The following is a 25,829-nucleotide window of genomic DNA, read 5'->3' as shown; positions in this document are numbered from 1 at the left end:
GGTTGGTTAGTTGAAATCAAAATATAATCAAAAACTATAATTTTATTCGTACTGAATAAAAATAATAAAACCTTTTCTATTTTGAAGGACTTTTTACAAGAATTATAATATTAACCTTTTGGAAATGTTTAAATTATAGATAAATAATCTGGGTTTTGAGTACTTTTTTGCCCAGACGTTCAAGAATATTTTTATAACCTTCTACCTGTGCCTCATCCTTAGCTTTTTGTTCACCGGTTTTGAAATCAACAATGATATACCCTTCTTCACCCTTTAAAATACGGTCAGGTCTGAATATATGGCTTTCTCCTTTTTCAGAGATCATAATGTCTTTTTCATTGATTACTTCCCATTTTTCATCAAAGAATTCTGCATAAGTTCTGACAATTTCCTGCAGCGTAACCTGTATCTCATTTTTCTCCTCCAGTGTAATCTGCCCTTCCAAAGCATAACCATCCAATACTTTCACGATATCTCTTTCGGTATTGATCTTCGATAAAAGTTCATGAACAAAAAGTCCGATTCTTACCTTTTCATTTCGTACCTGATAGTTTTTTGAAGGTGTTGCAATCTTGATAGATGTACTTTTTTCATTAATATTCTTAAGATTCTCAATATTCTGGGTTTTAAAAGAGGAACTTTTCTCTTTTGAATATTTCTTCAGCATCTCAGGATGTACTTCATACACATCAAACTCATCAGCCTGTTCGGGATTTTTTGTTTGAAGGAATTCCAAAAGCTCCAGATTATTAGAAGTCTTATTGGCTTTTTGAAGATAAAAAAACAATTGTTCAACAGGTCTTGTCGTCGCAACATACTGAAGACATAATCTGTCAATCAGGTTTTTATAAGAATTTTTAGTATTGAAAAACAGAATTTCATCATCATAAGCTTCCAGGTTTTTACTGAATTGATTGATGTTGACCGATTTTAATGCTTCATTTTCGTTGGTATCAAACCAGCTGGTAAATTCACTGTCCCGGTTTTTGTTCATCATAGGAATAAAAACAATCGGGAATTCCAATCCTTTAGACTTGTGGATGGTCATGATCTGGACTGCATCAATATTTTCCGATGCCTGAATGGTATAAGAAGAAGCCTCTTCGTCCCAATATTTCAGAAACTCTTTAGTACTGGCACCCGCATTCTGTGTAAAGTTGAAAAGCATTTCCAGGAAGTTCAGTAAAAAGTCTGTTTCTTTATTTTCAACAGAGAATTCGTTGATGTAATATTCTATAAAATTATAAAGATTGAATCTCGGGAAGTTGTTCTGTTTAAGCTGCAGTGAATATTTTTGCTGAATAAACTCTACTATTTCTTCGTGGCCTTCAATATCCAGAATTTCTTTCATTCCTAAAGTAAAATCCGGCATATGAATTTTTCCCAATGTATTCAGATGATACATCATCATGATCAGACAATGTTTATTCTTTGGATTGAGTTCCCAGCGAAGAAATTCAATAACAGCCTTTAACGTATTGGAAAGTTCCAGCGTAAGCCCTTTATCAGAGATCGTTTTAATATTGGTTTCTTCTCCTTTATACTTAACTTTTAAGCTTCCCAGTTTTTGAGAATAACTGAAAATATCAAAATTTCCACGGCAAAGAATCGTTATGTCAGAAAACTTGAAACCATTATTCAGGCATTCCTGAATATCTTTCTGCATTCTTTCAGAAGTATCGGTATAAAATTCTTCATTCGTGAGATTTTCGATCAGATTTACCTTTACACGTCCATCCATTTTGGATTTTGGATTTTGCTCAGCATCTGCCCCGAAAATATTCTGATGCTCTTCAAGTAGCCCTTCAGAATGAAAACGGTACAGCTCATTGTTGAACTGTACAATGTTTCTGGCACTTCTCCAGTTATCTTTTAATACCAGAAGATCAGCTTCCTTTGGTGAAAATTCTTTTTTGTTGATAATATCCAGCATCAGTTTACTTTCGCCGCCACGGAATCTGTAAATACTCTGCTTGGGATCGCCTACCAATGTAAATGAAGTATTCTCTGTAGAAACACTGTGATCTCTCAGCGGTACAAAATTCTGCCACTGCAGTTCTGAAGTGTCCTGAAACTCATCAAAGAAATAATGCTGAAACTGTGCACCCACCTTTTCATAAATAAAAGCTGAAGGTTCATTTTTAAGATTTTCATTGATCAGAATATTAAACTTGGAAAGAAGAACAAGATCGTTCTCTTCTTCAATTTTTTGAAGCTCATCCTGAATATCTTTGTTTACCTTTAAAGGAAGAAGAGCAGACAAAACTTTCTCTTTCTTTTGGGTTTCAATATACAGAATGATAAGTTTCATACGGTTGTCCAGAAGCTGATCCAGAATTTCAAAAATCTCAGATTCTTTATGTTTCGACTTTGAAGAAGCTCCCTTCCTGTAATTATTGATAACAGATTCTTCCTGAGTCGTCGGAAAAGGAAAACCTGCTCTTTTCTGTTGATAAAAATCTATAACCTTAGTAAAGAAGCCCCCGATTCCGTTTTTACCCTGAGCAAAATCTTCAATATCAATATTTCTTGATTTGAATAATTCAATAGAACTTGCGGCCAGCTCTGCAGATTGCTTTTTATTAAGAACAATCTCTTTACGAAGTGTATTCTTTATATTCTCATAATTGGCATCGTCAAAACTTTTATTGCTTTTCAGGTGTTCATAATGAATATCCTTTACAAATTCCTTCGCAGAATCATAAAGATTTTTATTAAGATTGATTCTTTCATTGTTTTCAAGACTGTAGTCTACATAATCCATGAAAGAATTCGAGATCGTTTCATTTTCACCAATCTGATCCAGCATTTTATCAACGGCTTCTATCAGAAACGGCTCAGCTTCAATTTCAAGATTAAAATTTTTCGCCAGTCCCAGTTCATAGGAAAAGCTTCTTACCAGTCTTGAGTTAAAACGGTCAATCGTTCCGATATTCAGTGTGGAATAATTGTGGAGAACATAGTCCAGTAGTTTTTTAGAACGTTGGTGAAGATCGTCGATTGTAATTTTCACCCCCTGTTCTTCAAATGCTTTCTGGATATTTTTCAGATCTGTATTCTCAGCATAATCTTTAGCTGAAAAATTTCCCAGCCATGATAAAATTCTTTCCTTCATCTCATTCGCTGCCTTATTGGTGAAAGTAAGCGCCAGAATATTCCTGATCGACTGCTGTTGATTAGGATAGCGGAGACAAATCATCAGAAGCCTTTGTACCAGGGCATAGGTTTTCCCGGATCCGGCAGAAGCATTGATGACTGTGTAAGAATTTTGCATTGTTGAAAGAGAATTGAGACTGCAAGTTAGCTAAAATTTAAAAGAAATTTTAACAATTTAATCAGTCGATTTAACAGTTTAAATGGTAAAAATTAAAAAGAAATATTAAAACACGTTAACTGTGGTTAAACTTATGGAATACATTAAAAATAATTTTAGCTTTGCTTTATAAAAAATAGCCTGTGAAACTTAAACTATTCTTTTTCTTATCCTTTATTCTTTTTATCCACATCCATGCCCAAAATTATATATTTGGTAAGATCATTTCCGAAAGCGGTACTGAAATGCAGGATGTGAATGTAGTAAATATAAGAACCGATGAGATAGTCGTATCAAACCGGGATGGCCATTTTATGATTTCCGGAAGGCAGGGAGATGAATTACGTTTTATAAAAGCGGGTTATGAGCGTCTTACAAAAATAGTTTCTCAGGAAAATACACAATCTCCCATGAATATAAGTCTTGTACGTCAGACTATTCAGATTCCTGAAGTAGAAGTAAAACAAGGGCTTACCGGAAACCTTAAAATAGATTCTAAACTTTACAATAAACCGAAAAAGGTTGAAAAACTGATCAAAGAAATGGATCAGTATATTGCTCAAAAATCAGATCCCAGAATATTGGCAGCAAAACCCGGAGAATTTGTACAGCCGAAAGGGGAGGGTTTTTTTATAGGAAAAGTTAAAAATAAATGGGATGATGTAGATTTAATGAAATATATCAGAGCTAGCCTTGGTGATGATTATTTTACAAATCTTAAAATAGAGAAACCTCTGATAGACCATTTTATATATTATGTTTTTGCAGGTGGCTTCGAAAGGAAAAAAATCCTGAAATACGGATTCTGCAGTGAGGCGGATCTGAACAGGTTTCAGCGTTTTGTCCTGACAAGAATTTCATCTTATCGTGCTCCACAAACTCAAAGATAATATGGAAATAAGATGTATCAAAAGAGTTTTATTTTTGGTGCTTTTTTGTATTGCTTCAGAATTCTGGGGACAACAAAAAATATCAGGAAATGTAATCACAGGCGATGATCTGGATTTAGCACCTGTGCTTGTTGTTAATATTTCGGAAAATAGAAGTGTACTAAGTGATATGTCCGGAAAATTTGAAATCGAAGCCAAAGAAAATGATGAGATCAGATTTGTAAAAGAAGGATATTACCGTGTTGATAAAAAATTGACCAGAGAAGAGATCAATGCTCCGTTCAATATTATGCTGAAGAAAATGGAAATTCAAATTCCAGAGGTTACAATTAAATACAGGCCTACCGGAAATCTGGCAAAAGATAATCAACACTATAATGAATCCGGAAAACTTCAGGCTCTAAAATCAGATATGGAAGACTATATGAGAAGCCCGTTAAATCAGCCTTTACCTGATAATACCGTATCTAAAACATTTACCGGTCATGATTTCAATGCTGGGCAGGTCAATTTGTTTGGCGTATTTAATGCCGTAAAGAAACTGGCACAGCCCAAGGTTACCAAAGCGAATTACAATGAAACTCAGGATTTTCTCAAAAGAGTCAGAAATGAAGTGAATCTGAATTTCCTGAAAAAATACGGAATGGATGAAGAACAGATTGATGCATTTCTTCTGTATGCCGACAAAACGCGTTCATTGGCGAAAAGATACCGAAAAGATTTTAGTATCACTGTCGTTGAATATGAACTTAAAGTTGCCTTCGGAGAATACAGGAAAACACATAAACTGGAAGGAACTCAAGAATAATATATACCTTAAAAGTTGGCTTATATCACTGAAAATATTGAAACATTAAAGCAAAGAAAAATCTTTCTTTTCCTGCTGCTTCTCTGCAGTACTTTTGTTTTGTCCCAACAGAAAGTAACGGGGCGAATAGTGGATGACAATGGCGAAAATTTAAGTAAAGTGATCGTGATTAACATGTCTACTGATAAGAAAGTATATTCTGATTCTGACGGTATATTTTCTATTGATGCCAATCCTAACGATGAATTAAGATTTGTAAAAGAAGATTTCAACAGAGTCTCCAGAAGAGTTCTTACCAATGGCAATAATTTACCTCTGTTTATTACACTTCGCCAGATTCCCAGAGATGTGGGTGAAGTAAAAATTGTAAAAAAACTCACCGGAGATCTGGAAACAGATTCCCGGATAGTGGCCAAAGTAGATAAAGGAGAGCAGGTAAGAGATGCTGTTGGTCTTCCGCAGCCCGTAGGAAAAATGAGGGAAAAGCCGGCAGAAGTGAAAAGTGTTCTATTACCCATACTTTTAGGAAACCTCAATGTTCAGGGCGTATATGATCTGATTAGCGGGAAAGCCAGACGGCAGAAAAGACAATACAGATATGATGATCTTCAGGAACATATCGCTTGGGTTCGGGACAGAATAGATGATGAATATTTTATCAAAGCCGGAATTCCTGGTGACAGAATTTCAGAATTTATTCAGTTTTCATTTCTTGCAAAACCTCAGGTAAGAACCTACGTAAAAGCAAGAAATCTTTCCGGAGTTATGCTGAGGCTGGAAGAAACAGCACCTCTTTTTATAGAGCGATTACAACAAAATCAAAAGTAATTTAAATGTTAATAAATTCTTAAAATATTGGAATAAAAATTGATACACTCTTATGGTAACAATCCAAATTCACAAATTTTATGAATAAAAACATTTTTGCAGTAGCGATTGCGGCACTAGGTTTTGTCATTGGGCTCGGGTTTTTAGGAAATGCTATTAAAAACAGGAATAAATCCGAAAATACCATTTCTGTAACAGGGTTAGGAACCAAACAGTTTACATCCGATCTGATCACCTGGTCCGGAAGTTTTTCCAAAAATAATGTAGACCTGAAATCGGCCTATGATGAACTGGCAATGGATAGAAAAGTAATCAATGACTATCTGCTTTCAAAAGGAATACAACAGAAGGAGATCGTGTTTTCTTCGGTAGATATTCAGAAACAGTTCAGAAGCTATAATGATTCAAACGGAAACTATGTTCAGGGAGAATTTTCCGGTTACAATCTTACCCAAAAAGTTTCTATTGAAAGTAAAGAGGTAGGGAAAATTGAAAACTTATCCAGAAATATTACCGAAATTATCAACCGCGGAATTGAATTCACTTCTTCTTCACCAGCCTATTTCTACACCAAACTGGCTACAGTGAAACAGGAAATGATCGCCAGTGCCACGAAGGATGCAAAGGAACGTGCTGAGAAAATTGCGGAAAACTCAGGAAGCAGTCTGGGAAATCTGAAAAAGGCAACCATGGGTGTGATTCAGATTACAGCACCCAACTCCAATGAAGATTATTCCTATGGCGGAACTTTTAATACTTCATCCAAAGAAAAAGAAGCCAGTATTACCATCAAACTGGAGTATGAAGTAAATTAATATAAATATCAGTAAAAGAAAAACGCCGGAATAGCTTTCCGGCGTTTTATATTTTAAGCATAAATAATTTCATGAATTTCTTTTTTAGCTTCCTCTATATTTTCAGGAGTATAGTTGGCAAGCAGCCATAAGTTTAAAGGTTTTTTTCCCTCACCATAACTAGGTTGTACATGGGTGGTGTCAATCAGGCTAAAATTATTTCTCTGATAAAAGGAATACCGTCTTGATGCATCTTCGCTCAATTCTGCAGGTTCAATTTCCAGGATAATACTTGGATAACTTTCAGATAAATGATTCATAATATGAGAACCCAGCTTTTTACTTCTGAATGCTTCAAACACTTCAAAATGTTCTACAAAAACAAAGGAACTCAGCTTCCATAGGATGAGGTAGCCGATAGCTTCCGACTCATGGATAACAGACATGAATTCCACATAAGGATTTGAAAATAAGCTTTCAAACTGATCTTTATCTCTTTGTTCGTCTACAGGAAAAGTAGAACTATAAGAACTATAGATTTCCTGAACTCCAGGATCTTCCGCGGAAATAATCGGTAAAAATTCCATAATTTTATAAATCAAAGACGCTAGGTCTTCTGGTGATGAAAATATCTTTAATCCAAAGGGTGAATGCCAATCCCAGGTAGATCAGAAAGAAAAAACCAGCTGTTGCAAAAGTGGAATAGATGAAGAAAATTCTCAATTTAGAAACAGGAATTCCCAGCTTAGCCCCCATTCTGGTCAGAACACCAAACCATTCTCTTTCCATTTTATGACGGATATTACTCAGCATTTTCAGATTGTTATTTAAAAGTTTGAATTTATTACTCAAAGTTAAGGATTTTTGATACATTTTTTGCCTGATTTTATCTGTAAAATCATTTTTGTCCGGTTAAATTAAAGAATAATTAACAGGTCGCTCCTCCGGAGCTATAATTTTGAAACAAATACGTCCTATTAACAGTCAGCTCCCGCTGGAGCTGGATTTGATCCCATCGGGATCTGCTGTTAGTAGAAAAAATGAAGTTTCCGTAAAAAATAAAGCTCCAGAGGAGCGATCTGTTAATTCATGCTGTAAATATTGATATTTTCAATGTATTTACTTTATCGGACAGTAATGCTGTAAAATATAACTATTCTTTTAAAAGTTTGAATCCGATAGTACAGGCTAAACAATTTTTCGGCTCGCAATAGGTTTTATAATGATAAATTAGACTTTGACTTTCCATTGCATTGCTGACCTTTAATCCAAGTTTTTTCCAGCTTGTAATAATGGTGTTTTTCTCTCCGGCAACAGTTTTGTAAAGCTCAATAATGTCGTCTGCAATTTCTTCCTGATGATATCTGTAATAAGCATATTGTAAAGGGATTACCGTGTTTAAAATGAGAAGATCTGCAAAATCTTTACTCAATGTTTTGGGCTGTACTTTGGAAATACTTCCGAAATTAAAATGAAAATCCCAATATTCAGAGGCTTTTATAGATTTGAAAATTGTGTACAGCTGTTCTGCACTTCTCGCTTCCATAATTTTTGAAAACAAATTCTGATGTTGGTAAAGATCTGCTAATTGAGACAATCGGATGGTTGGGAAATTGGGAGGTCTTAATCTTAAAAATTTAGGATGAATTTTTACATCAGAAATGGAAAATTTGGCTTTAACGAAATCGAATTCTCTTTTCCATATTTTCATCTGACCGTCTTTAGGAGCGTCCAGCCATCCTGAAATTCCGAATAGCAGGGCTTCAAGCTGAAGAGGATTCTGACGGATTTTATTGATAATACTGTAATCTACACTTTCTGCAATCTGCCTGAAAATAGAAGCATTTACTTTTAAACCAAATGAGTACGCAAAACTGTGAAATAAAACAGCCTCAAAATTATTTTTATATAGATGTAAACTCTGTTCAAGTTCTGAAGATTTCTCATCCAGCTTTTTCAGGATACTTTCTTCATAAAAATTCAACGGGATTTTTTTCGGATCAAAAATTTTTTCACAGGCAATAAATTCATCACCATTTATAAGCTTTTCATATTTCCAAAGAATATTTTTATCGATATAATTTTGCAACTCTAACGTTGAAACCTGCTTTCCGTTAAGTTCATTAATGTCTGTGTCATGCTGGAATACAACATGGAGAATGATATTCTGATAATTGGGATCCTGGGAATGATTGTGGAAAATCCAGTCTGAAGAGCGTACATGCAGTTCTATATTTCCTGCGAGAAGTAAGCCATTGATTTTGATTTTAGCATCAAGAAAATCAGGGCCTGCATTTTTGTTCCATTTTCCGAAATGGATAATCTCAACGGAATTTCCTTCAATATCCTTGAAGTCAAAATATTTGAAAATCTTATAGTTCCAAAGATATTGAAGTAATTTTTCCGTCATAAGTATGACGTAAATATAATAGAAATATTATACTTTCGTCAGCTCCTTATTAAAATTTTCTATGGTTGTTCTATACATTTTCTCATAGATAGGAAGAATGTTTTTCAAATCGAATTTTATCGCCTGATCTTTCGCATTTTGCTTCATTTTGGCTAAAAGTTCATCATTACTTAACAATTTGATGGTGTAGTTGCTCATGGCTTCCACATTTCCGATTTCAGCAAGAAATCCGGTTTCTCCCTGAATATTTACCTCAGGAATTCCTCCCGCATTGGAACTGATGACCGGCGTATAAGCTGCCATGGCTTCCAAAGCCGCAAGACCAAAACTTTCCTGTTCAGAAGGCAGAAGAAATACATCCGAAAGCTGTAAGATTTTATAAAGATCATTCACCTTTCCTAAGAGACGTATTTTGGAAATAAGCTCAGGGTTTTCCTCCAGAAACTGATTTACTTTTTCCATGTCAGGGCCTTCACCAATGATAATCAGTTTGGATTTTACCTTTTTTTCCACATTTTTAAAGATCTGCAGCACTTCGTCTACACGTTTTACAGGGCGAAGGTTGGATACGTGGATCAGAATCTTTTCATCAGGATTGGCAAACTGTGTTCTCTGGCACTCAGAACAGTCATCAAATTCAGAATTATCAATAAAGTTGGTAATCACCTGAATCTCTTTTTTGATGTTGAAAAACTGAAGGGTATCTTTTTTCAGACTTTCAGAAACTGAAGTAATAGCATCAGACTGATTGATCGAAAATTCTACTGCGTGTTTATAACTGGGGTGCTGACCTACAAGGGTAATATCTGTACCATGCAAAGTAGTCACCAACGGAATATCATTATTGTCCTCCTTAAGCATTTGTTTTGCCGTAAAAGCGGCATATGCATACGGAATGGCATAATGTGCGTGTAGAAGATCCAGCTTGTAAAGATTGACAACCCTGTAGATCATCGAACTTAATGCAATATCATAAGGCTGATACTGAAAAAGAGGATAGGTCTGAACATTGACCCTGTGAAAGAAAATATTCGGGTTGGTAATGTCTAATCTTGCAGGAAGTGCAGAACTGATGAAATGTACCTCATACCCTTTATTGGCAAGGGACATTCCTAATTCTGTTGCTACAATTCCGCTTCCTCCATAGGTGGGATAGCAAAGTATGCCTATTTTCATTAGATTATTATTGTTTTAATTTTGTATTATTTGGTGTTTGTTGAGGTTGTCACATTTAGATCTAGACCCATTCCAGGCTTCAGCTGATCATTAACCAATACAGGAAGTCTTCCCCATATTTTTGTTTTTCCGTTTAAAGCATCTGCAGTTGCATTCATAGAATCGTCATTGTTTTCATAAGAAACAAGAACTGTTGAAACTTTTGAAATATCAATATCCTTTAATGCATAAGCACTTCCGAATACATTCAAAATAACATTTTGATTTTTGGTAAGATCGGAAAGTACTTTTTTAGATTCTGCGGATATTTTATAGGGTTTATAAGCCGTAGAATTGTCTTTGTGGAAACCTACAATAACTGTAGATCCCGCTGGAATCGTATTAATTTCGCCAGCTTTTTTAATGATGGCATTGTTTCCTAATCGGTTGGCAAAAGTTTGATAAGGCGCTTCTTCCAGAGGAACATAATAAATCTGTTTTCCTGTAAGAGGAAGTAATTTCTTTTCATCCTTTAATAAAGTCAGGGCATTGGAATAAAGATTCTGTACCAATTGGGTGTGAGAATCGTTATTTAAATCTTTATTGATATTTTCAGGGTTCTTAGGAGTGTATTGGGTAAGGCCAAGAAAATATTTTGTTAGTAAGATCTTTTTCACACTTTCTTCCACTCTGGATTGGGGAATTTCTCCTTTATCAATAGCTTTTTGGATCAGTTTTTTACCTTCAGAAACACCCTGAGAGAAAAGCATAATATCATTTCCTGCTTTAAAGGCCATAGCATCCAGTTCGCCCGGTTGGTATTTATTCGCTACAGCGCCCATGTTCAGAGCATCTGTAATGATTAAACCTTTATATCCTAATTTATTTTTCAGTAATCCTGTAATAATATTTTTAGAAACTGAAGCTGGGATTCCCTTTCCAGATTCTAAGCCTGGAACATATAAGTGAGCAACCATTACCCCGCCAATTCCTTTATTCATTAATGCCTTGAATGGAGCCAGTTCCACGGTGTTAAGTCTTTTAATATTGTGAGAAACTACAGGAAGATCAAGGTGAGAATCTGTGCTGGTATCTCCATGTCCCGGGAAGTGTTTGATAGCAGCTAAGATATTGTTATCCTGAAGACCGTTAGAATAGGATAGGGCAGAGCTGATTACATTATTCACTTCAGAGCCAAAACTTCTGTTCCCTATAATCGGATTATTAGGATTGGTATTTACATCTACTACAGGGGCAAAATCCCAGTTGATACCCATTCTGTGACAATCTTGTGCAATTTTTGCAGCCATCTGATACACCAGTTTTTTATCCTGAATAGCACCTAATGTCATTGCCCATGGAAATTTGTGAGCCGTGGCAATTCTCTGATAGAGTCCCCATTCTGCATCCATTCCGATCATTAAAGGAACTTTAGAGGTTCGTTGAAATTCATTCACCAGATTAATTTCCCTTGCTGCATCATCCTGCATTAAAATCAGACCGCCTATTTTATCATTCGTAACAATGTTCCTTACCTGGCTGATATAGTCTTCTCCTCTGTTGGTATATAATGCCACAATAAAAAGCTGTCCTAGTTTTTCATCCTGAGAAAGATTTTTATATGTAGTATCAACCCATTGCTGAGCTTTTTTTACATCTTCCTTGGAAACATTTTTTGGCTGATATTGTGCCTTCACATTAGGGTTTATCAATGCGACAATAAAGAGTGAAGTATATAATAATTTCTTCATGACTTTTTTGAATAAGAACAAAAATACAATTAAAAAAGTGAGGAAAACAAAGTTTTTGAGTTTTTTGGTATATGATTTGAATACGCAATATGTATAATAACTAAACTTTAATAGAAATGAAAAAAATACTTCTCTTCTTATTCCTTGGTGCTGTAGGTTTTACTGCATACAGCTGTGATAACAATGATGATGTTGTGGTACAAGGAACAGATTATGATACAATCTCTCAAATGAAAGATATTACAGGCACTTTTTCAAATAGTGGTAACTATACTATTTCTCAGGGGCTTAATATTCCAACTACAGATGTTGTTTTAGTGTATAGATTGGTTGCTGGGAATGTTTGGCAGCAAATTCCAAAATCTGTTTACATACCAGATGTAAATAATAAACCCACAAATAGAGTATTTGATTATAATTTTGTTTTTAATACTCAAAATATAGAAATCAGAATTGATGACGAGAACTTCAATCTGCCAACAGATCTTACATCTGGTGAGATTGCGACATATTTAAATAATCAGACTTTTAGAATTGTACTTGTTCCTGCTAATGCAACAGGTGTTGGCGGTGCAAAAAATAAACAAGCTTCTGTAGATTATAGTGATTACAATGCAGTAGTTAAATATTACAACCTTGATGAATCTAAAGTACAAGTACTAAAGGCAAATTAAGTAAGAAATATCTTTTCAGTTTTTTATAATTAAAAAAGTCCCGGGAGAATATCTTCCGGGGCTTTTGATTTATTGCTAAAAATAGGGAAGATATTTATCACATATAAATAGAAAACTTTTAATGTAAGTATATTTTCTTATCTGTATCAAAATGTTCAGAGGGTAATTTTGAGTCTGTATGAGCCGGAAAAAGGATCAATAAAAAAACCTCAGAGTAACTCTGAGGCTTTCTTTTATTTAGTTATCATTGTCATCAAGAAGATGTCCAAAGAAGTCTTTTTTTGTTTGCAGGTATCCCTTGCTTATTTCATTGGCAGGAATCTGTAACGGGACTCTTGAATTAAGGTGAATATTGCTGTCTACCACATACTTTACCTTTTCAGGATTATTGGTGAGAAGGTTAATATCTTTTACCTCCAGTAGATTAAGGATTTCAATGGCTATACCAAAGTTTCTGTCATCTGCAGGAAGTCCCAGTTCAAGATTAGCCTGTACAGTGTCCAGACCTTTTTCCTGTAGTGAGTATGCCTTCAGTTTGTTGATGATCCCGATGTTTCTTCCTTCCTGGCGAAGGTAGATGATAATTCCGCCGTTTTCATGGATATATTTCATTGCAGCATCCAATTGTTGGCCGCATTCACATTTTTTTGAATGAAAAACTTCTCCGGTAATACATTCTGAATGGAAACGAACATTGACCGGTTTTGAAAAATCTGTATTTTCAGCAACAATGGCCATGTGGGGCATCCAGTCGTTTTCGTTTTCGGAGAAAGCAATCATTCGGAAAGTGCCGTGCTCTGTGGGAACATTGGCTTCCGCCTGAATTTTAATCATTGATAGTTCAATTAGTTTTAACTTCCTGGCAAAGTGTCTTCAATAACAGAAATATTGGTTTTTAAACGAACCAGATATCTGTTAAGAACTTCATCGTCGTCTCTGTCAAGATTTTGCCTTAGCTTTTGAATTTTTTTATATGATTTTTCAAAGCTTTTAAGGGCTCTGCTTTTTCCTGCAGAATTGCTGGCATCAATAGCATATAAATAATTCTGAAGGCTGTATTTCAAGCTGGTAATCTCATCATTTAATCCGTTGTTTCTAAACTTGGGAAAAGTAGAGATCATGTTTGAAATTTCAGAGGCATTGACATTCTGTTTGATATTGATATTAAAATTCTTCTTTGAGCTTCTGTCTGAATCAGAACCTTTAGCATCACTATAAAAATTATTTGACAACGGAGAAAGATTAAGCTTTTCCGTTGCGCAGGAAGATGTTAATATGATAAGTACTCCAAAGAAAAATAGTCGTTTCATTTTTGTTGCCCTTTTTGATAAAGGATTGGGTTAAGACTTTCATCATTGTACATTTTCATTTGTTTGTACACTTTCATCTTAACATTACCGTTTTCAATATCAGTAAGCAACTGATCTATAGAAGTTGATAGGTCTTCTTTCTGAGTAAGCAGAACATCCAGTTTGGCCTGGCAGTTGTTTCTGTGTTCTTCAGAAGCGGATTCTCTATTGGCTTCTAACGACATATGATAAACCTTTAATGCAAGAATTGATAGCCTGTCTACTGCCCAAGCGGGAGTTTCTGTATTTATTTTTGCTTCAGGTTTAGGAGTTATATTTTCAAACCTATTAAGAAACCAGCTGTCAATATATTCTACCAGATCAGTTCTTTTCTGATTGGAAGCATCTATCGTTCTCTTCAGTTGAAGAGCTTCAGCCGGATCAATATTTTCATCTCTAATTATATCTTCCAAATGCCATTGAACGGTATCAATCCAGTTCTTTGCATACAAAATCCGTTCCAAACTATCTTTTTCGAATGGGTTATTAATTAGAGTGTTAACGTCATCAGACACGTGATAGTCTTCAATAGCTTGATTGAAGACTTTCCATGCAGTCTCAGTAAATTTCATTAATTCTACGGAATTTTAGTTGCTGGAAGAATTGTTATTGTTGGAAGCCGATTTGTTTTCAGAACCTGGTTTATCTTCTTCTTTTACTGCATCTTTAAATTCTTTGATTCCAGAACCGACTCCTCTCATTAATTCCGGAATTTTCTTTCCTCCAAAAAGTAATACCAAAAGTATTGCTACGATAAGGATGTGCTGCCAAGATAAGGCAAGTATTGTTAGTGTATTCATCTCTTAAAATTTTTGTAAAGTTACACTTTTTTTAATATGAAATCCAACCTAATGGATCAACTGGTGTACTTCCGTTCCATACTTGGAAATCAAGTGTATAAGCACCATCAAAATCCTGAGCAATTGTACCTACCGGAGTTCCTGATGAAACCTGCTGTCCTTTGGAAACACTTACGTTTCCTAAGTTGGAATAAATGGTAAAATAACTTCCGTGTTTAATGATTACAGTCTTAGTTCCGTCATTGTTGGCGAGAACTGAAGATACTGATCCCGGGAACACTGATTTTGCGCGTGTACCCGAAGGAACGGAAATTTTGATCCCGTTATTTTCTTCTGTAATATTTTTGAAAACCGGGTGTGGCTGTCTTCCGAAACGGTGAGTGATTTGTCCGGCTCTGTCTGCAGGATAACTGAGTCGTCCTCTGTTGTCTGCAAAGCTGTTTCCTGTAGCGGTGGAAACTCCGTAGCTTGTCATGGCTTTGGTCTCTGCTGCTTTTTTATCTTCTTCTTTTCTTTTTGTAAGGGCTGCTTCTGCTGCTCTCGCGGCCACGAGTTTATCGGCAGCTTCTTTAGCTCTTGCATTCGCCTCATCAGAAGCTTTTTTAGCGGCTACTCTTCTGGCTTCATCTCTTGCGTTAGCTTCTGCCTTTGCTGCTTCTTCATTACGTTTTCTTTCTTCTTCCGCTCTTTTTGCTGCAAGGTCTGCGGCTTTCTTAGCTTCAGCTTCTGCAATTCTTCTTTCTCTTTCAAGGGCTTCAGCTCTTGCTTTAGCTTCCGCCTCGATTCTTGCTTTTTCTCTTTCAGCAGCCAGTTTTGCTAAACGTATTTTTTCTGCTTCCGCCTTTTTTCTGGCTTCTTCTTCTGCTTTGGCAATTCTGATCTCTTCTGCAATAATAGCTCTGATCTGTCCTTCCAATGCTTTAGACTGAACTTGTTTTTGCTTAAGTTCGGCTGTTAATTTGGATTCATTTTTCTTGAATTCGGCTACTAATTGTTCTTTTTGAGCTCTTTCGGCATTGATGGTTGCCAGATCTTTCTGTTGGTTAACCAACAGAGATTCCTTCGCTTTTACAGAATTTTGTTTTTGTGCGATGGTCTTTTTGATAAGATTGGCAGCATCTGTGATTTCAGCTGCTTTTTTATCCTGATAGTCTGAGTATTGTTTCAGATACTGAACTCTTCGTATAGCTTCTCCTAAATTTTTAGCAGAAAGTATAAAAGTTACTTTGTTCTGTACTCCTTTGTTTTTATAAGCATTCACCAAAACTTCAGCATAGTTTTTCCTCAAAACGGCAAGTTCTTTATTCTGACGGTTGATTTCCAGCTGACGTAAGTAGATATCATCCTCAATGAATCTTTTTTCTTTCTGCGTATTATTATAAACCTTTTCTCTTAAAACCAATTTTTGGTTGACATTAGAAAGATAGGCTACGGAAAGTTTTGATTCACTTCTGGTTTTAGCTAAATCGGTATTTATTTGTGCAATTTGTTTTTTAAGTTCGGCATTCTGCTTCTGCAGCTGTTCTTTGGTCTGCTGTCCCTGGTGCAGTCCGAACATCAAAACACCTATTAAAAAGCTAAATTTTCTAATCATTTAATCTCAATTTTCTTATAACTGGATGGTACAGAATAAGGTGTTTCCATCCTCGAAAAGTCAAATTTCGTGTTTTCCAGTAAAATCTGACTAGATTTTGAGCCTTTTATAATTATTTTAACATTTTTCGGAAGGCGTATTCCTTCGTATTCATTCCAGTCACTGTAAGAAACTTCCAGTTCATCTGATGACAGAATATCTTTTAAATTGACGGCTAACAAATCGTAATTGGTGTCGTATTGGAGTGCCACTTTGTATTCTCTGTTTTTTTCATCCGTTACGATTTTCTGATTTTTATTGGAAACCATTTTAAAACCCTGTGCATTTTGAGTGAGATCAAACTGTCTGTCGTTGATTTTTACAAAAGTTCTTCCCAGTAAGATTTTTTCCAATGATTTATAATCAATGAAATTAACATTCAGCAGATTATTAAGATAGTCAAAATCGGAATCTATATAGGTTTTATTAATTTTATCCTGTCCTTTTATACCTTCCGGAGTGGCAATACCTCTGGCAGCATTGATGAATAATGCTCTAAGATTCATCCACACCTTTTTATCATTTTCAATATAGATGGTTGCGTCCAGTGTAGGAACATAATTTCCTGTTTCTACTCTTACTTTGCTGTCTATTTTGATTTGTTCAAATTTTGGCGGGATTAATACATGTTCATAGAAAGTAAGTTTATCACTTACCGGTTCATTTACATCTTTTGGATTTCCATTGTCTTTTGCGGTATTAATGCTGTCCTGTGTATGATCAGTATTGTTTTGGGCAGCATTACGGGTCTTACAGGATGATAAGGCAAGAAGCAATAAAAGAAATGGGAGCCAGTTTTTCATGTATTTATCTTTAATTAAAAAATACGTTGCAATATTAACGCCAAACCACACAAAATGTTTTGTGTGGTTTGATGATGTGTTGTTTAAGTTAAATATTTTATATCCTTATTTAGAAAGGAAATCTAAAACAGAATAGTCACCTAAAGAAATTTCTCTGGAAACTCCGAAATATTGTGCAGAATTACCGATCATAGAATTGGATAGATTTCCATGATTGATTCTTGTATTTTCCTGGATCAGGGAATTTTCAATGTTTGAATTGACAATGATGGTATTGTTTCCTAATGAAACACCAGGTCCTACTTTTGAATTGGATATTTTTACATTTTCTCCAATAAAGCAAGGCTGAATGATCAGCGAGTTTTCAATCACAGCAGAAGCAGGAAAATGAGTCATTTCCTCTCTTTCATATTCAAGAATTTTGCTGTTGGTTTCTACGGTAGCATTTTTATTACCGCAATCCATCCAGTCATTTACTTTTCCAAGGGTAAACTTAGCGCCTTTAGCTCTGAGGTTTTCAAGAGCTGTTGTTAACTGGTATTCGCCCCCGTTTTTAATATCATTATCCATGATATAATTAATTTCTTCCATTAGCTTTTCAGCGCTGTTGAAATAATAAATACCGATAATGGCAAGATCTGAAACGTAAGTAGTTGGCTTTTCAACAAAGTCGGTAATGAAACCATAATTATCTAATTTTACTACTCCGAAAGCGGATGGATCTTCAACACTTTTCACCCAGATTACACCGTCAGAATTTTTGTCCAACTGGAAGTCTGCGCGGAAAAGAGTATCTGCAAAAGCAATAACGATATCTCCCTGCATAGATTGTTCTGCACATTTGATAGCGTGAGCGGTCCCAAGAGGATCGTTCTGATAATAAATACTTCCTTTTGCTCCCAGCTTTTCAGCAATCTGAATAAGGGATCTTTCGATCTCAGGTCCAAAATCTCCGATGATAAAAGCTACCTCTTCAATGTTTTCTCCTGCAACTTTAGCAATGTCTTCCACCAATCTCTGTACGATAGGTTTTCCTGCAATAGGAATAAGAGGTTTTGGAACTGTCAGTGTATGTGGACGTAATCTGGAACCACGTCCAGCCATAGGGACAATAATTTTCATAAATTATATGTATAAAAGATGTTTTGTTAGTTGTTCTGAATATTTAGGTTAAAGATAATAATTAAAACCTTTGATGAAGTATGATTTATATCTTTTTAAATAATTGTTTAGATTAACAATAGGACTGTTTACAAGCAAAATAAAGACCAAAGTTTAAGGTCTTTTGATGATTTTGGATACTATCGTCTTTTCCTTAAAAAGTACCAAAGCTAAGAATAATATGAGAAATAGGTTGCCTATCAAATAATTGGTTCTGAAATAATAGAATGAAATCAATGAGCCGATAATGGTGAAGCTCAGATACATCAGTATTTTTCCTGTATTATAATGAATAGGATATTGCTTTTGTCCCCAAATATAGGAAATGATCATCATAGACAGAAAGGTAATCAGCGCTGCCATGGCACTTGCCCAATATCCATATTGAGGAATGAATAAGAAGTTGATAAGAATGGTGATACATGCTCCAATAACAGAAATATATAAGCCAACTCTTGTCTGGTCTGATAACTTATACCATATGGAAAGGTTAAGGTAGATTCCCAGGAATAAAGCTCCTAGCATTATAAAAGGAATGATTTCAATCCCTTCATAGTAGAGAGGGTTTCTCAGGTATTTTTCTGAAATCCATTGAAGATTTACCATGAGTGCCATATAAATGATACAGCTACAGATGACAAAAACATCCATCAATACAGCGTAGGTCTTGTGAGAGTCTTTGTTCTTGAAACTTGAAAAAAAATAAGGTTCAATCCCCAGTTGATAGGCTTGTCTGAAAACAGTAATGAAGGTGGCAATCTTGTAGACCGCTCCATATACCCCAATCTGGTGACGTGCTTCTTCTCCGGGAAGAAGGTATTTCAAGAACTGCCTGTCCAATGTCTGATTCACTATACCGGCTAATCCCGCAATCATTACCGGCCAGGAATAGTTCATGATTCTTTTCCAAAGTCCGAAATCGAATTTGGAAATACTGAAGCTGAAGAATTCCTTTCCTACAATCAAAAGGGTAATTATACTTTGGATGAGATTGGCAATGAAGACATATCCAACCCCGAAGTCAGGATTATATTTTAACCCAAGTACTCCCTCAGGATGCTTAGGAAGCCATCTGATGAAAAACAAAACCAGTAAAAAGTAAACCAGGGATCCTGCTACTTTTGAAAGCATGTATTTGAATGGCTTGCCTTGTAATCTCAATATAGCAGATGGAATAGTGGCAAAAGCGTCTAATGAAAGGATAAACAGAAAAATGACCAGAAAGTTAACCTGATCCGGAGTTTCAAAAGCTTCAGCAAGCTGAAATCTGAAGACATAGCCTAGAATAAGATAAATTAATCCCATGCTGATGATACTCATTGAGCAGGTTGAAATCAATGTTTTTTTGTCAATGTTATCCTCTTGTGCAAATCGGAAAAAAGAAGTTTCCATGCCATGTGTAAGCAATACCGTAATTACACCTGCAATGGAATACCAGTCTACAAACGGTGACGAAGCAGCTGGTCCGAAAGCCTTTGTAACGATGGGTGCAATGATAAATGGAAAAATACGGACCAATACGGAGCTAAGCCCATATACTGCTGTCTGTCCTAATAGTTTCTTATACAAAGTCGATTTTTTTTTGCAAATGTAAAACTTTAAGCATTCGTTTTGCGATTTTGGGGTGAATTAAAACTTAAAATCTTAATTTTACAGCGAAATAAATTGAAATGAAAGTTCTTATAAAAAATGTAAATATCGTCAACGAAGGAAAAGTCTTTGAAAGCGATATAATGATAGAAAATGATTTAATCTCTAAAATAACTGCCGGCATTTCTGAAGATGCAGATCAGATCATTGATGGTTCAGGTAAATATCTTCTTCCCGGAGTAATAGATGATCAGGTGCATTTCCGTGAGCCGGGACTTACTCATAAAGGCGATATTGAAAGCGAATCAAGAGCGGCCATTGCCGGAGGGATCACCAGTTTTATAGATCAGCCGAATACTGTTCCAAACGCTGTTACCCAGGAGTTATTAGCAGATAAATATGAAATTGCTTCCCAAAAAGCATATGCCAATTACGGTTTTATGATGGGGGGAACTAATGATAATCTGGAAGAAGTTTTAAAAACAAATCCCAGAAATGTTCCGGGGATTAAATTATTCTTAGGATCATCTACAGGAAATATGCTGGTTGATAATCCTGAAACTCTGGAAAACATTTTCAGCAATACCAAAATGCTGATTGCTGTGCACTGTGAAGATGAAGCTACCATCAGAGCCAATACACAGAAATATATGGATGAATATGGGGATGATATTCCTGTAAAATTCCACCATCTGATCAGAAGTGAAGAAGCTTGCTATAAATCTTCATCCAAAGCGATTGAACTTGCGAAAAAAACAGGAGCGAGACTTCACGTTTTCCACCTTTCAACAGCAAAGGAAATGGAGCTTTTCCGAAATGATATTCCTTTACAAGATAAAAAGATCACCGCTGAGGTATGTGTTCATCATCTTACATTTACCAACGATGATTACGAAACAAGAGGTGGTCTTATCAAATGGAACCCTGCTGTAAAAACTCAAAAAGATAAAGATGCCCTTTGGGAAGCTTTGCTGGATGACAGAATAGATGTGATTGCTACAGATCACGCTCCACATACCGCAGAAGAGAAGAACAATGTATATACAAAATGTCCTTCAGGGGCACCTTTGGTACAGCATTCACTGGTGGTAATGCTTGAAAACTATAAAAATGGTAAAATCTCCCTTGAGAAAATCGTTGAAAAGATGGCTCATAATCCTGCTATTCTTTTTAAAGTGGAAAAAAGAGGTTTTATAAGAGAAGGCTACAAAGCAGATTTAGTTTTAGTAGATTTGAATGAAAACTGGACGGTTTCCAAAGACAATTTACTGTACAAATGTGGCTGGAGTCCACTGGAAGGAATGAATTTCCATTCTAAAGTTACCCATACATTTGTCAACGGACATCTGGTGTATGATAATGGTACAATTGCTGAGGGAAAATTTGGGGAGAGATTACTTTTTGAAGCGAGGGATTAATAGCGCAAAAAGGTAAAAAAGCGAAATCATAAAATTGCAAAAACTCTCTTAGAAACTATAATAATCAATAAGAGCGGGCTTTAGCCCGCTTTCTTATTTTAAAATCTGCCACTGGCTTCAGCCAAAACTAAGCTGTAAGATTATTAAGATTGACGAATGATTAAGTTAGATACTCTTTTAAGTTTCAAGATACTTTAAATTTATGTAGCTTCGCGCAAAAAATAATTAATACCTATGTACAAGCTCTTTTTATTGCTATTTCTATCAATCTCATTAAACCTTAGTTCACAAATCAATACACAATTGCTTTCAAATTCATCATGGACAAGAGTGAAATTTAGTATGCTGGATGGCAGCAGAGATTTAAGCCAAAGGGAATTGGGAGTTTCATTATGGAAAATTACTGGTAATACTCTTTGTGTATATAGTGATCCCATTTTCATGGAAATGAAAAGTTGTGTTGATTTTAACTTAGAGAAAAGAATAATGAAAACATCAAAAGAAGCAGGTTATCATATTGAAAAATTAACGGCCGATTCTTTAGTTATAACACAAAGAGTAGATGGAGAAGAAGCTCCAGATAAGATAAGAAAAATATGGTTTGTAAATAATTCTTTAAGAATAAATAATTTTTTAAAACAATATAAAAATGATACAGTTATAACTGCAACCAGAGAATTTACTCCGTAATTAAAAAGAAATCTAGTTTCAGAAATTGCTGATATTTATGCGAAAAAAGAGTATTCTCATGATTTTAGTTTAAATGGAAATATTCTAATTTTTCCAAAAAAGAAAATTATTACAGTAGAAATTGATAAAGAAGAAGGAGTAAAAATGAATCAGGTGAGTGTCAACCTTTTTAAAGGAACATTTGAAAAGAATTTTTATTTATGGGATATTTCAGGATTTGAAAATTTTGAAAAAGTCATTATTCCTTATAAATATTCTAGTAAAGTAACAAATGGCAGAGGTGAAATTAGTAGAATGGGGATTACTTTTTTTAATCGTAATTATATTGATTTTCTTCCAGAGTTTATAGTATATGTAAAAGATAAAAAAAAATCTTTGCAAAATTTCAGTAAAGCAGTACAGGCTATGAATGCTAACAAATTGGATAAGGCAATTGAGTTTTTTAACGAAACTCATGAATATGATAACACCAATACAGATGCATTGTACAACGTTGCTTCAATTGCAATGGCACAAAACAAAACAGATGTTGCCTGCACGGCATTAAAAAGATTGAAAGATCTGGAGCAAACAGAAGGAACCAAATTATATAACGAGAAATGTTCAGGGAAATAATCAATAAGAGCGGGCTTTAGTCCGCTCTCTTGTTTTAAGAATTTTCCAAATCCGCACAATCTGCGAGAATATATTTATTCATTATTTATTTCTTCGCTTTATTTCCCATATAGAAAGTAAGTTTCCCTCCGTTCATAATCTCAGAATGCTTCAACGTGAAATTCTTAATCTCTTTTCCATTCAGAAGAACTTTCTGAACATATACATTTTCCGGACTTTGGTTGATGGCTTCAATTTCAAAAGTTTTTCCGTTTTCCAGATTCAATATAGCGTGATCAATCGCCGGGCTTCCGATAGAATAGTTCTCTGATCCCGGAGCTACAGGATAAAATCCTAATGAACTTAAAATATACCATGCACTCATTTGTCCGGCATCATCATTTCCGCCCAGCCCATCAGGTGTAGCTTTATATTGCATTTCCAGAATACGGCGGATCTGTGCCTGTGCTTTCCAAGGCTGCCCTGCCCAGTTATAGAAATAAGCAACATGGTGAGCAGGTTCGTTCCCGTGAACATATCCACCAATAATTCCTTCCCGTGTAATATCTTCAGTGTCTGCAAAGAATTCATCAGGTAAATGCATGGTGAACAGTTCGTCCAGTTTTGAAGCAAATTTTTTCTTTCCACCCATCATGGTGATCAGCTCATCCGGATTTTGTGGAACAAAGAAACTGTAGTTCCATGAGTTTCCTTCAATAAAGCCTTGTCCGTGGGTACTTAGCACATCAAAATCTTTTTTAAAGCTTCCATCTGCCAGACGTGGACGCATAAATCCGATGGTTTTGTCAAAATTATTTTTCCAGTTTTCAGACCGTTTCATAAACTGATTGTAAATATCTGTTTTGTTTAAATGTTTTGCCAGTTGAGCAATCGCCCAGTCATCATAGGCATATTCTAATGTATTGGAAACTGATGTTCCGTTTTTTTCAGCCGGAATATATCCAAGGTCAATGTATTGTCCGATGCCCTCGTAATTCCTTTTATTAGCTGTTTCTATACAGGCTTTCAATGCTTCTTCAGGATCACCTTCATAATTTCCCTTGATAATAGCGTCAGCCACAACGCTTACACTGTGATAGCCGCTCATACACCAGTTGTCATTGGCATAATGTGACCAGACAGGCAGCATTTTCATTGAGAATTGATTATAATGTGCCATCATGGATTTTACCATGTCACCATTTCGTTGAGGCTGGATGATATTAAAGAAAGGATGAAGCGTACGGTAAGTATCCCACAGAGAGAAGGTGGTATAATTGGTAAAGCCATCTGCTTTATGAACATTCTGATCCAGTCCTTTATATTCTCCATTAACGTCCATATAAGTGGTGGGGTTGATGAAGGTATGGTACATGGCGGTATAAAAATTCGTTTTTTCCGTATCAGAACCTTTGATGACAATTTTATTTAATTCTTTGTTCCAGTTGTCCTGGGCCTGGGCTTTCGCCTCATCGAAGGTAATATTTCCGGCTTCTTTTTCCAGGTTTTCCAAAGCATTGGTCTGGCTTACCGGAGAAATCGCAAGTTTTATTTCAATTACTTCATTTTCATTGGTATTAAAATCAAAATACATTTTCAGGTTCTTGCCTGCGATTTCCGGGAAATTCTGATTTTGGTCGAATTTTCTCCAAAAACCTTTATAAACCTGCTTTTGATCATAGTTTTTCTGACCGTAAGATGTAAAAGGTTTGGAAAATTTCATCGCAAAATAAACTGTTCGGGTTCTTGCCCAGCCGTTGGTCTGACGGTAGCCAGTGATCATATTTCCGTTTTCTACCCGAACGTATGTCCATACATTTTTCCCGTCATAATTGTAAATGCCTGCCATCAGATCCAGAATAATATGAGCCTGATCAGATTTCGGGAAAGTATAGCGGTGAATTCCCACTCTTGGTGTTGCGGTCAGCTCTGCAAGGATATTGTGATCATCCAGTTTTACTTTATAATATCCGGCTTCTGCTGTTTCGTTTTGATGCGAAAATCTGCTCCTGTAACCATTTTCCGGATTGGAAGCTGTTCCTGGATTCAGCTGAAGTTTTCCTACGGTAGGCATCACCAGAAAATCTCCGAGATCAGAATGTCCTGTTCCGCTGAAATGTGTAGAACTGAATCCCACAATGGTTTTATCTTCATAACGGTAGCCGGCGCAGTATTTATAAACCTCACCATTATATTTTCCGTTAAGCGCATAAGAAATAGTATCTGTTTCAGGACTTAGCTGTACCGCACCAAAAGGAACGGTAGCTCCGGGATAAGTATGTCCCATTTTTTCGGTTCCGATCAGAGGGTTGACATATTGTACTAATTTTTCAAATTTTTGAGCATGAAAGTTTGCACTTAAAAGTACCAGAGAAAGAAAAACAATAGACTTGTGATTTTTCATTAATGACAATTTTTCAAAGTTTAAATTAAAGTGAAATCATCATTTAGTGTTGTGTTTTAAATTAGTTTAAATACTATTTACTCTTTTTCAGAAAAACGGAAACCTATTCCGTGAAGGTTTTCTATTAAAACGTTTTGCTCTTCAGCCAGTACCTTTCTCAGCCGGGAAATAAATACATCGAGGCTTCGTCCCATAAAATAATCATCATCACCCCAGATGGCCTTTAGAATGTCCTGTCTTTTGACCACCAGATTTTTGTGGCGGATAAAATATAAAAGAAGATCAGACTCTCTTTGGGTAAGGGTAATATGGTTGTCAATCCCTTGAAGGGTATAGTTTTTAGGATCAAAATCATATTTGCCCACTTTATATTGTAGAGGGGAAGCGTCTGTTTTCTTGGTACGTTTAAGGAAAACTTCAATTTTCAACATCAGTTCTTCAATACTGAATGGTTTTACCAGATAATCATCTGCACCAATTTTAAGCCCTTTGATTCTGTCTTCTTTTAAAGCTTTTGCAGAAATGAAAATAATAGGAATTTCAGAATTTTTATTGCGGATATTTTGTGCTAGCTCAAATCCGTTCATCCCGGGCATCATAATATCCAGCAGGCAGATATCAAAATCCCGACTGTTAAATGCTTCCAGAGCAGATTCACCGTCAGAATAACAGCTGATGTCATAATAGCTTTCCAGACTGTCTTCCACCAGAAAAGCTATTGTTTTGTCATCTTCGGCATATAAAATTTTAGATTTCTCCATAAT

At 35.5% G+C, this 25,829-nt stretch carries 24 protein-coding genes; 8 read left to right on the top strand and 16 right to left on the bottom strand.

Translation table 11 applies throughout. The features are described from left to right. Positions 1–133: 133 nt before the first annotated feature. Positions 134–3,274 carry a UvrD-helicase domain-containing protein gene (locus BW946_RS14855; RefSeq protein ID WP_076596921.1) on the bottom strand — a complete coding sequence of 1,047 codons (3,141 nt, stop codon included), beginning with the start codon at positions 3,272–3,274 and terminating at the stop codon, positions 134–136. Positions 3,275–3,456: 182 nt separating this feature from the next. Between BW946_RS14855 and BW946_RS14850 the strand changes: the two genes are divergently transcribed. The 4 genes from BW946_RS14850 to BW946_RS14835 all read left to right on the top strand — a co-directional run bounded on the left by BW946_RS14850 (position 3,457) and on the right by BW946_RS14835 (position 6,654). Beyond that, positions 3,457–4,203, top strand: a complete 747-nt coding sequence (locus tag BW946_RS14850) for a hypothetical protein (protein WP_076596920.1) — start codon at positions 3,457–3,459, stop codon at positions 4,201–4,203. A 1-nt stretch (position 4,204) separates the two neighbouring features. Continuing rightward, entirely contained in the window at positions 4,205–5,011 is an 807-nt protein-coding gene (locus tag BW946_RS14845; protein WP_076596919.1) for a hypothetical protein, read from the top strand. A gap of 15 nt (positions 5,012–5,026) precedes the next feature. Beyond that, positions 5,027–5,839 (top strand): carboxypeptidase-like regulatory domain-containing protein, encoded by an 813-nt coding sequence (locus BW946_RS14840; RefSeq protein WP_228402598.1) that lies wholly within the window; start codon positions 5,027–5,029, stop codon positions 5,837–5,839. A gap of 80 nt (positions 5,840–5,919) precedes the next feature. Continuing rightward, positions 5,920–6,654: an SIMPL domain-containing protein gene (locus BW946_RS14835; protein WP_076596918.1), complete on the top strand. Its 735-nt coding sequence runs from the start codon at positions 5,920–5,922 to the stop codon at positions 6,652–6,654. A gap of 53 nt (positions 6,655–6,707) precedes the next feature. Here BW946_RS14835 and BW946_RS14830 read toward each other — a convergent pair whose 3' ends face one another. From BW946_RS14830 to BW946_RS14810, 5 genes are all read right to left on the bottom strand, one after another. Further along, positions 6,708–7,220 (bottom strand): GNAT family N-acetyltransferase, encoded by a 513-nt coding sequence (locus BW946_RS14830; protein WP_083688893.1) that lies wholly within the window; start codon positions 7,218–7,220, stop codon positions 6,708–6,710. Positions 7,221–7,224: 4 nt separating this feature from the next. After that, complete coding sequence (locus BW946_RS14825; RefSeq protein WP_027373948.1) at positions 7,225–7,446, bottom strand: PspC family transcriptional regulator; 222 nt, start codon at positions 7,444–7,446, stop codon at positions 7,225–7,227. Positions 7,447–7,786: 340 nt separating this feature from the next. Next, positions 7,787–9,043: a DUF2851 family protein gene (locus tag BW946_RS14820; protein WP_076596917.1), complete on the bottom strand. Its 1,257-nt coding sequence runs from the start codon at positions 9,041–9,043 to the stop codon at positions 7,787–7,789. Between the two features lie 27 nt (positions 9,044–9,070). Further along, positions 9,071–10,219 (bottom strand): N-acetyl-alpha-D-glucosaminyl L-malate synthase BshA, encoded by a 1,149-nt coding sequence (gene bshA / locus BW946_RS14815; protein ID WP_076596916.1) that lies wholly within the window; start codon positions 10,217–10,219, stop codon positions 9,071–9,073. Between the two features lie 26 nt (positions 10,220–10,245). Continuing rightward, positions 10,246–11,949 (bottom strand): glycoside hydrolase family 3 protein, encoded by a 1,704-nt coding sequence (locus tag BW946_RS14810; RefSeq protein WP_076596915.1) that lies wholly within the window; start codon positions 11,947–11,949, stop codon positions 10,246–10,248. A gap of 116 nt (positions 11,950–12,065) precedes the next feature. Here BW946_RS14810 and BW946_RS14805 point away from each other — a divergent pair, with 116 nt between their 5' ends. Continuing rightward, positions 12,066–12,623 carry a hypothetical protein gene (locus BW946_RS14805; RefSeq protein ID WP_076596914.1) on the top strand — a complete coding sequence of 186 codons (558 nt, stop codon included), beginning with the start codon at positions 12,066–12,068 and terminating at the stop codon, positions 12,621–12,623. 237 nt (positions 12,624–12,860) lie between these two features. Here BW946_RS14805 and ribA read toward each other — a convergent pair whose 3' ends face one another. The 8 genes from ribA to BW946_RS14765 all read right to left on the bottom strand — a co-directional run bounded on the left by ribA (position 12,861) and on the right by BW946_RS14765 (position 19,938). Beyond that, positions 12,861–13,457, bottom strand: coding sequence for a GTP cyclohydrolase II (gene ribA, locus BW946_RS14800; protein ID WP_076596913.1), 597 nt, complete (start codon positions 13,455–13,457; stop codon positions 12,861–12,863). A 17-nt stretch (positions 13,458–13,474) separates the two neighbouring features. Beyond that, complete coding sequence (locus tag BW946_RS14795) at positions 13,475–13,933, bottom strand: hypothetical protein (RefSeq protein ID WP_076596912.1); 459 nt, start codon at positions 13,931–13,933, stop codon at positions 13,475–13,477. Beyond that, entirely contained in the window at positions 13,930–14,544 is a 615-nt protein-coding gene (locus BW946_RS14790) for a DUF4254 domain-containing protein (RefSeq protein ID WP_076596911.1), read from the bottom strand. Before BW946_RS14790 ends, BW946_RS14795 begins: the two co-directional genes overlap by 4 nt. A 15-nt stretch (positions 14,545–14,559) precedes the next feature. Then, a complete protein-coding gene (locus BW946_RS14785; RefSeq protein ID WP_076596910.1) occupies positions 14,560–14,772 on the bottom strand; it encodes a twin-arginine translocase TatA/TatE family subunit in 213 nt (70 codons plus the stop codon). 31 nt (positions 14,773–14,803) lie between these two features. After that, complete coding sequence (locus BW946_RS14780) at positions 14,804–16,366, bottom strand: murein hydrolase activator EnvC family protein (RefSeq protein ID WP_076596909.1); 1,563 nt, start codon at positions 16,364–16,366, stop codon at positions 14,804–14,806. Next, the gene (locus tag BW946_RS14775; RefSeq protein ID WP_083688892.1) at positions 16,363–17,208 is read right to left on the bottom strand and encodes a lipoprotein insertase outer membrane protein LolB1; all 846 of its coding nucleotides are present in this window, start codon (positions 17,206–17,208) and stop codon (positions 16,363–16,365) included. The genes BW946_RS14780 and BW946_RS14775 overlap by 4 nt, the downstream gene beginning before the upstream one ends. Before the next feature lie 105 nt (positions 17,209–17,313). Then, positions 17,314–18,330: a sugar phosphate nucleotidyltransferase gene (locus BW946_RS14770; protein WP_076596908.1), complete on the bottom strand. Its 1,017-nt coding sequence runs from the start codon at positions 18,328–18,330 to the stop codon at positions 17,314–17,316. A gap of 153 nt (positions 18,331–18,483) precedes the next feature. Then, entirely contained in the window at positions 18,484–19,938 is a 1,455-nt protein-coding gene (locus tag BW946_RS14765) for a lipopolysaccharide biosynthesis protein (RefSeq protein ID WP_076596907.1), read from the bottom strand. A 101-nt stretch (positions 19,939–20,039) separates the two neighbouring features. On the opposite strand from BW946_RS14765, the gene BW946_RS14760 reads away from it, so the two are divergent. From BW946_RS14760 to BW946_RS14750, 3 genes are all read left to right on the top strand, one after another. Then, positions 20,040–21,377 carry a dihydroorotase gene (locus tag BW946_RS14760; RefSeq protein ID WP_076596906.1) on the top strand — a complete coding sequence of 446 codons (1,338 nt, stop codon included), beginning with the start codon at positions 20,040–20,042 and terminating at the stop codon, positions 21,375–21,377. A gap of 342 nt (positions 21,378–21,719) precedes the next feature. Beyond that, complete coding sequence (locus BW946_RS14755) at positions 21,720–22,067, top strand: hypothetical protein (RefSeq protein ID WP_076596905.1); 348 nt, start codon at positions 21,720–21,722, stop codon at positions 22,065–22,067. Between the two features lie 153 nt (positions 22,068–22,220). Next, positions 22,221–22,682, top strand: a complete 462-nt coding sequence (locus BW946_RS14750; protein WP_139326014.1) for a tetratricopeptide repeat protein — start codon at positions 22,221–22,223, stop codon at positions 22,680–22,682. An 85-nt stretch (positions 22,683–22,767) separates the two neighbouring features. On the opposite strand, the gene BW946_RS14745 is transcribed toward BW946_RS14750, so the two are convergent. Beyond that, on the bottom strand, positions 22,768–25,065 hold the full coding sequence (locus BW946_RS14745; RefSeq protein WP_076596903.1) for a GH92 family glycosyl hydrolase: 2,298 nt from the start codon (positions 25,063–25,065) through the stop codon (positions 22,768–22,770). A gap of 77 nt (positions 25,066–25,142) precedes the next feature. Continuing rightward, positions 25,143–25,826, bottom strand: a complete 684-nt coding sequence (locus BW946_RS14740) for a response regulator transcription factor (RefSeq protein ID WP_076596902.1) — start codon at positions 25,824–25,826, stop codon at positions 25,143–25,145. Positions 25,827–25,829: the final 3 nt, after the last annotated feature.

Source organism: Chryseobacterium sp. RU33C (genome assembly GCF_900156015.1).
Taxonomy (GTDB): Bacteria; Bacteroidota; Bacteroidia; order Flavobacteriales; family Weeksellaceae; genus Chryseobacterium; species Chryseobacterium candidae.
Note: the sequence above shows the minus strand (reverse complement) of the source record. Positions and strands in the feature narration are given on the sequence as shown.

Bases quoted from the DNA above. Each gene is read 5' to 3' on its own strand.
- BW946_RS14830 (WP_083688893.1), bottom strand. From the start codon at position 7,220: ATGGAATTTTTACCGATTATTTCCGCGGAAGATCCTGGAGTTCAGGAA.
- BW946_RS14845 (WP_076596919.1), top strand. From the start codon at position 4,205: ATGGAAATAAGATGTATCAAAAGAGTTTTATTTTTGGTGCTTTTTTGT.
- BW946_RS14820 (WP_076596917.1), bottom strand. From the start codon at position 9,043: ATGACGGAAAAATTACTTCAATATCTTTGGAACTATAAGATTTTCAAA.
- BW946_RS14795 (WP_076596912.1), bottom strand. From the start codon at position 13,933: ATGAAACGACTATTTTTCTTTGGAGTACTTATCATATTAACATCTTCC.
- BW946_RS14785 (WP_076596910.1), bottom strand. From the start codon at position 14,772: ATGAATACACTAACAATACTTGCCTTATCTTGGCAGCACATCCTTATC.
- BW946_RS14825 (WP_027373948.1), bottom strand. From the start codon at position 7,446: ATGCTGAGTAATATCCGTCATAAAATGGAAAGAGAATGGTTTGGTGTT.
- BW946_RS14745 (WP_076596903.1), bottom strand. From the start codon at position 25,065: ATGAAAAATCACAAGTCTATTGTTTTTCTTTCTCTGGTACTTTTAAGT.
- BW946_RS14790 (WP_076596911.1), bottom strand. From the start codon at position 14,544: ATGAAATTTACTGAGACTGCATGGAAAGTCTTCAATCAAGCTATTGAA.
- BW946_RS14780 (WP_076596909.1), bottom strand. From the start codon at position 16,366: ATGATTAGAAAATTTAGCTTTTTAATAGGTGTTTTGATGTTCGGACTG.
- BW946_RS14775 (WP_083688892.1), bottom strand. From the start codon at position 17,208: ATGAAAAACTGGCTCCCATTTCTTTTATTGCTTCTTGCCTTATCATCC.
- BW946_RS14835 (WP_076596918.1), top strand. From the start codon at position 5,920: ATGAATAAAAACATTTTTGCAGTAGCGATTGCGGCACTAGGTTTTGTC.
- BW946_RS14740 (WP_076596902.1), bottom strand. From the start codon at position 25,826: ATGGAGAAATCTAAAATTTTATATGCCGAAGATGACAAAACAATAGCT.
- BW946_RS14810 (WP_076596915.1), bottom strand. From the start codon at position 11,949: ATGAAGAAATTATTATATACTTCACTCTTTATTGTCGCATTGATAAAC.
- BW946_RS14855 (WP_076596921.1), bottom strand. From the start codon at position 3,274: ATGCAAAATTCTTACACAGTCATCAATGCTTCTGCCGGATCCGGGAAA.
- BW946_RS14760 (WP_076596906.1), top strand. From the start codon at position 20,040: ATGAAAGTTCTTATAAAAAATGTAAATATCGTCAACGAAGGAAAAGTC.
- ribA (WP_076596913.1), bottom strand. From the start codon at position 13,457: ATGATTAAAATTCAGGCGGAAGCCAATGTTCCCACAGAGCACGGCACT.
- BW946_RS14805 (WP_076596914.1), top strand. From the start codon at position 12,066: ATGAAAAAAATACTTCTCTTCTTATTCCTTGGTGCTGTAGGTTTTACT.
- BW946_RS14755 (WP_076596905.1), top strand. From the start codon at position 21,720: ATGCTGGATGGCAGCAGAGATTTAAGCCAAAGGGAATTGGGAGTTTCA.
- BW946_RS14770 (WP_076596908.1), bottom strand. From the start codon at position 18,330: ATGAAAATTATTGTCCCTATGGCTGGACGTGGTTCCAGATTACGTCCA.
- bshA (WP_076596916.1), bottom strand. From the start codon at position 10,219: ATGAAAATAGGCATACTTTGCTATCCCACCTATGGAGGAAGCGGAATT.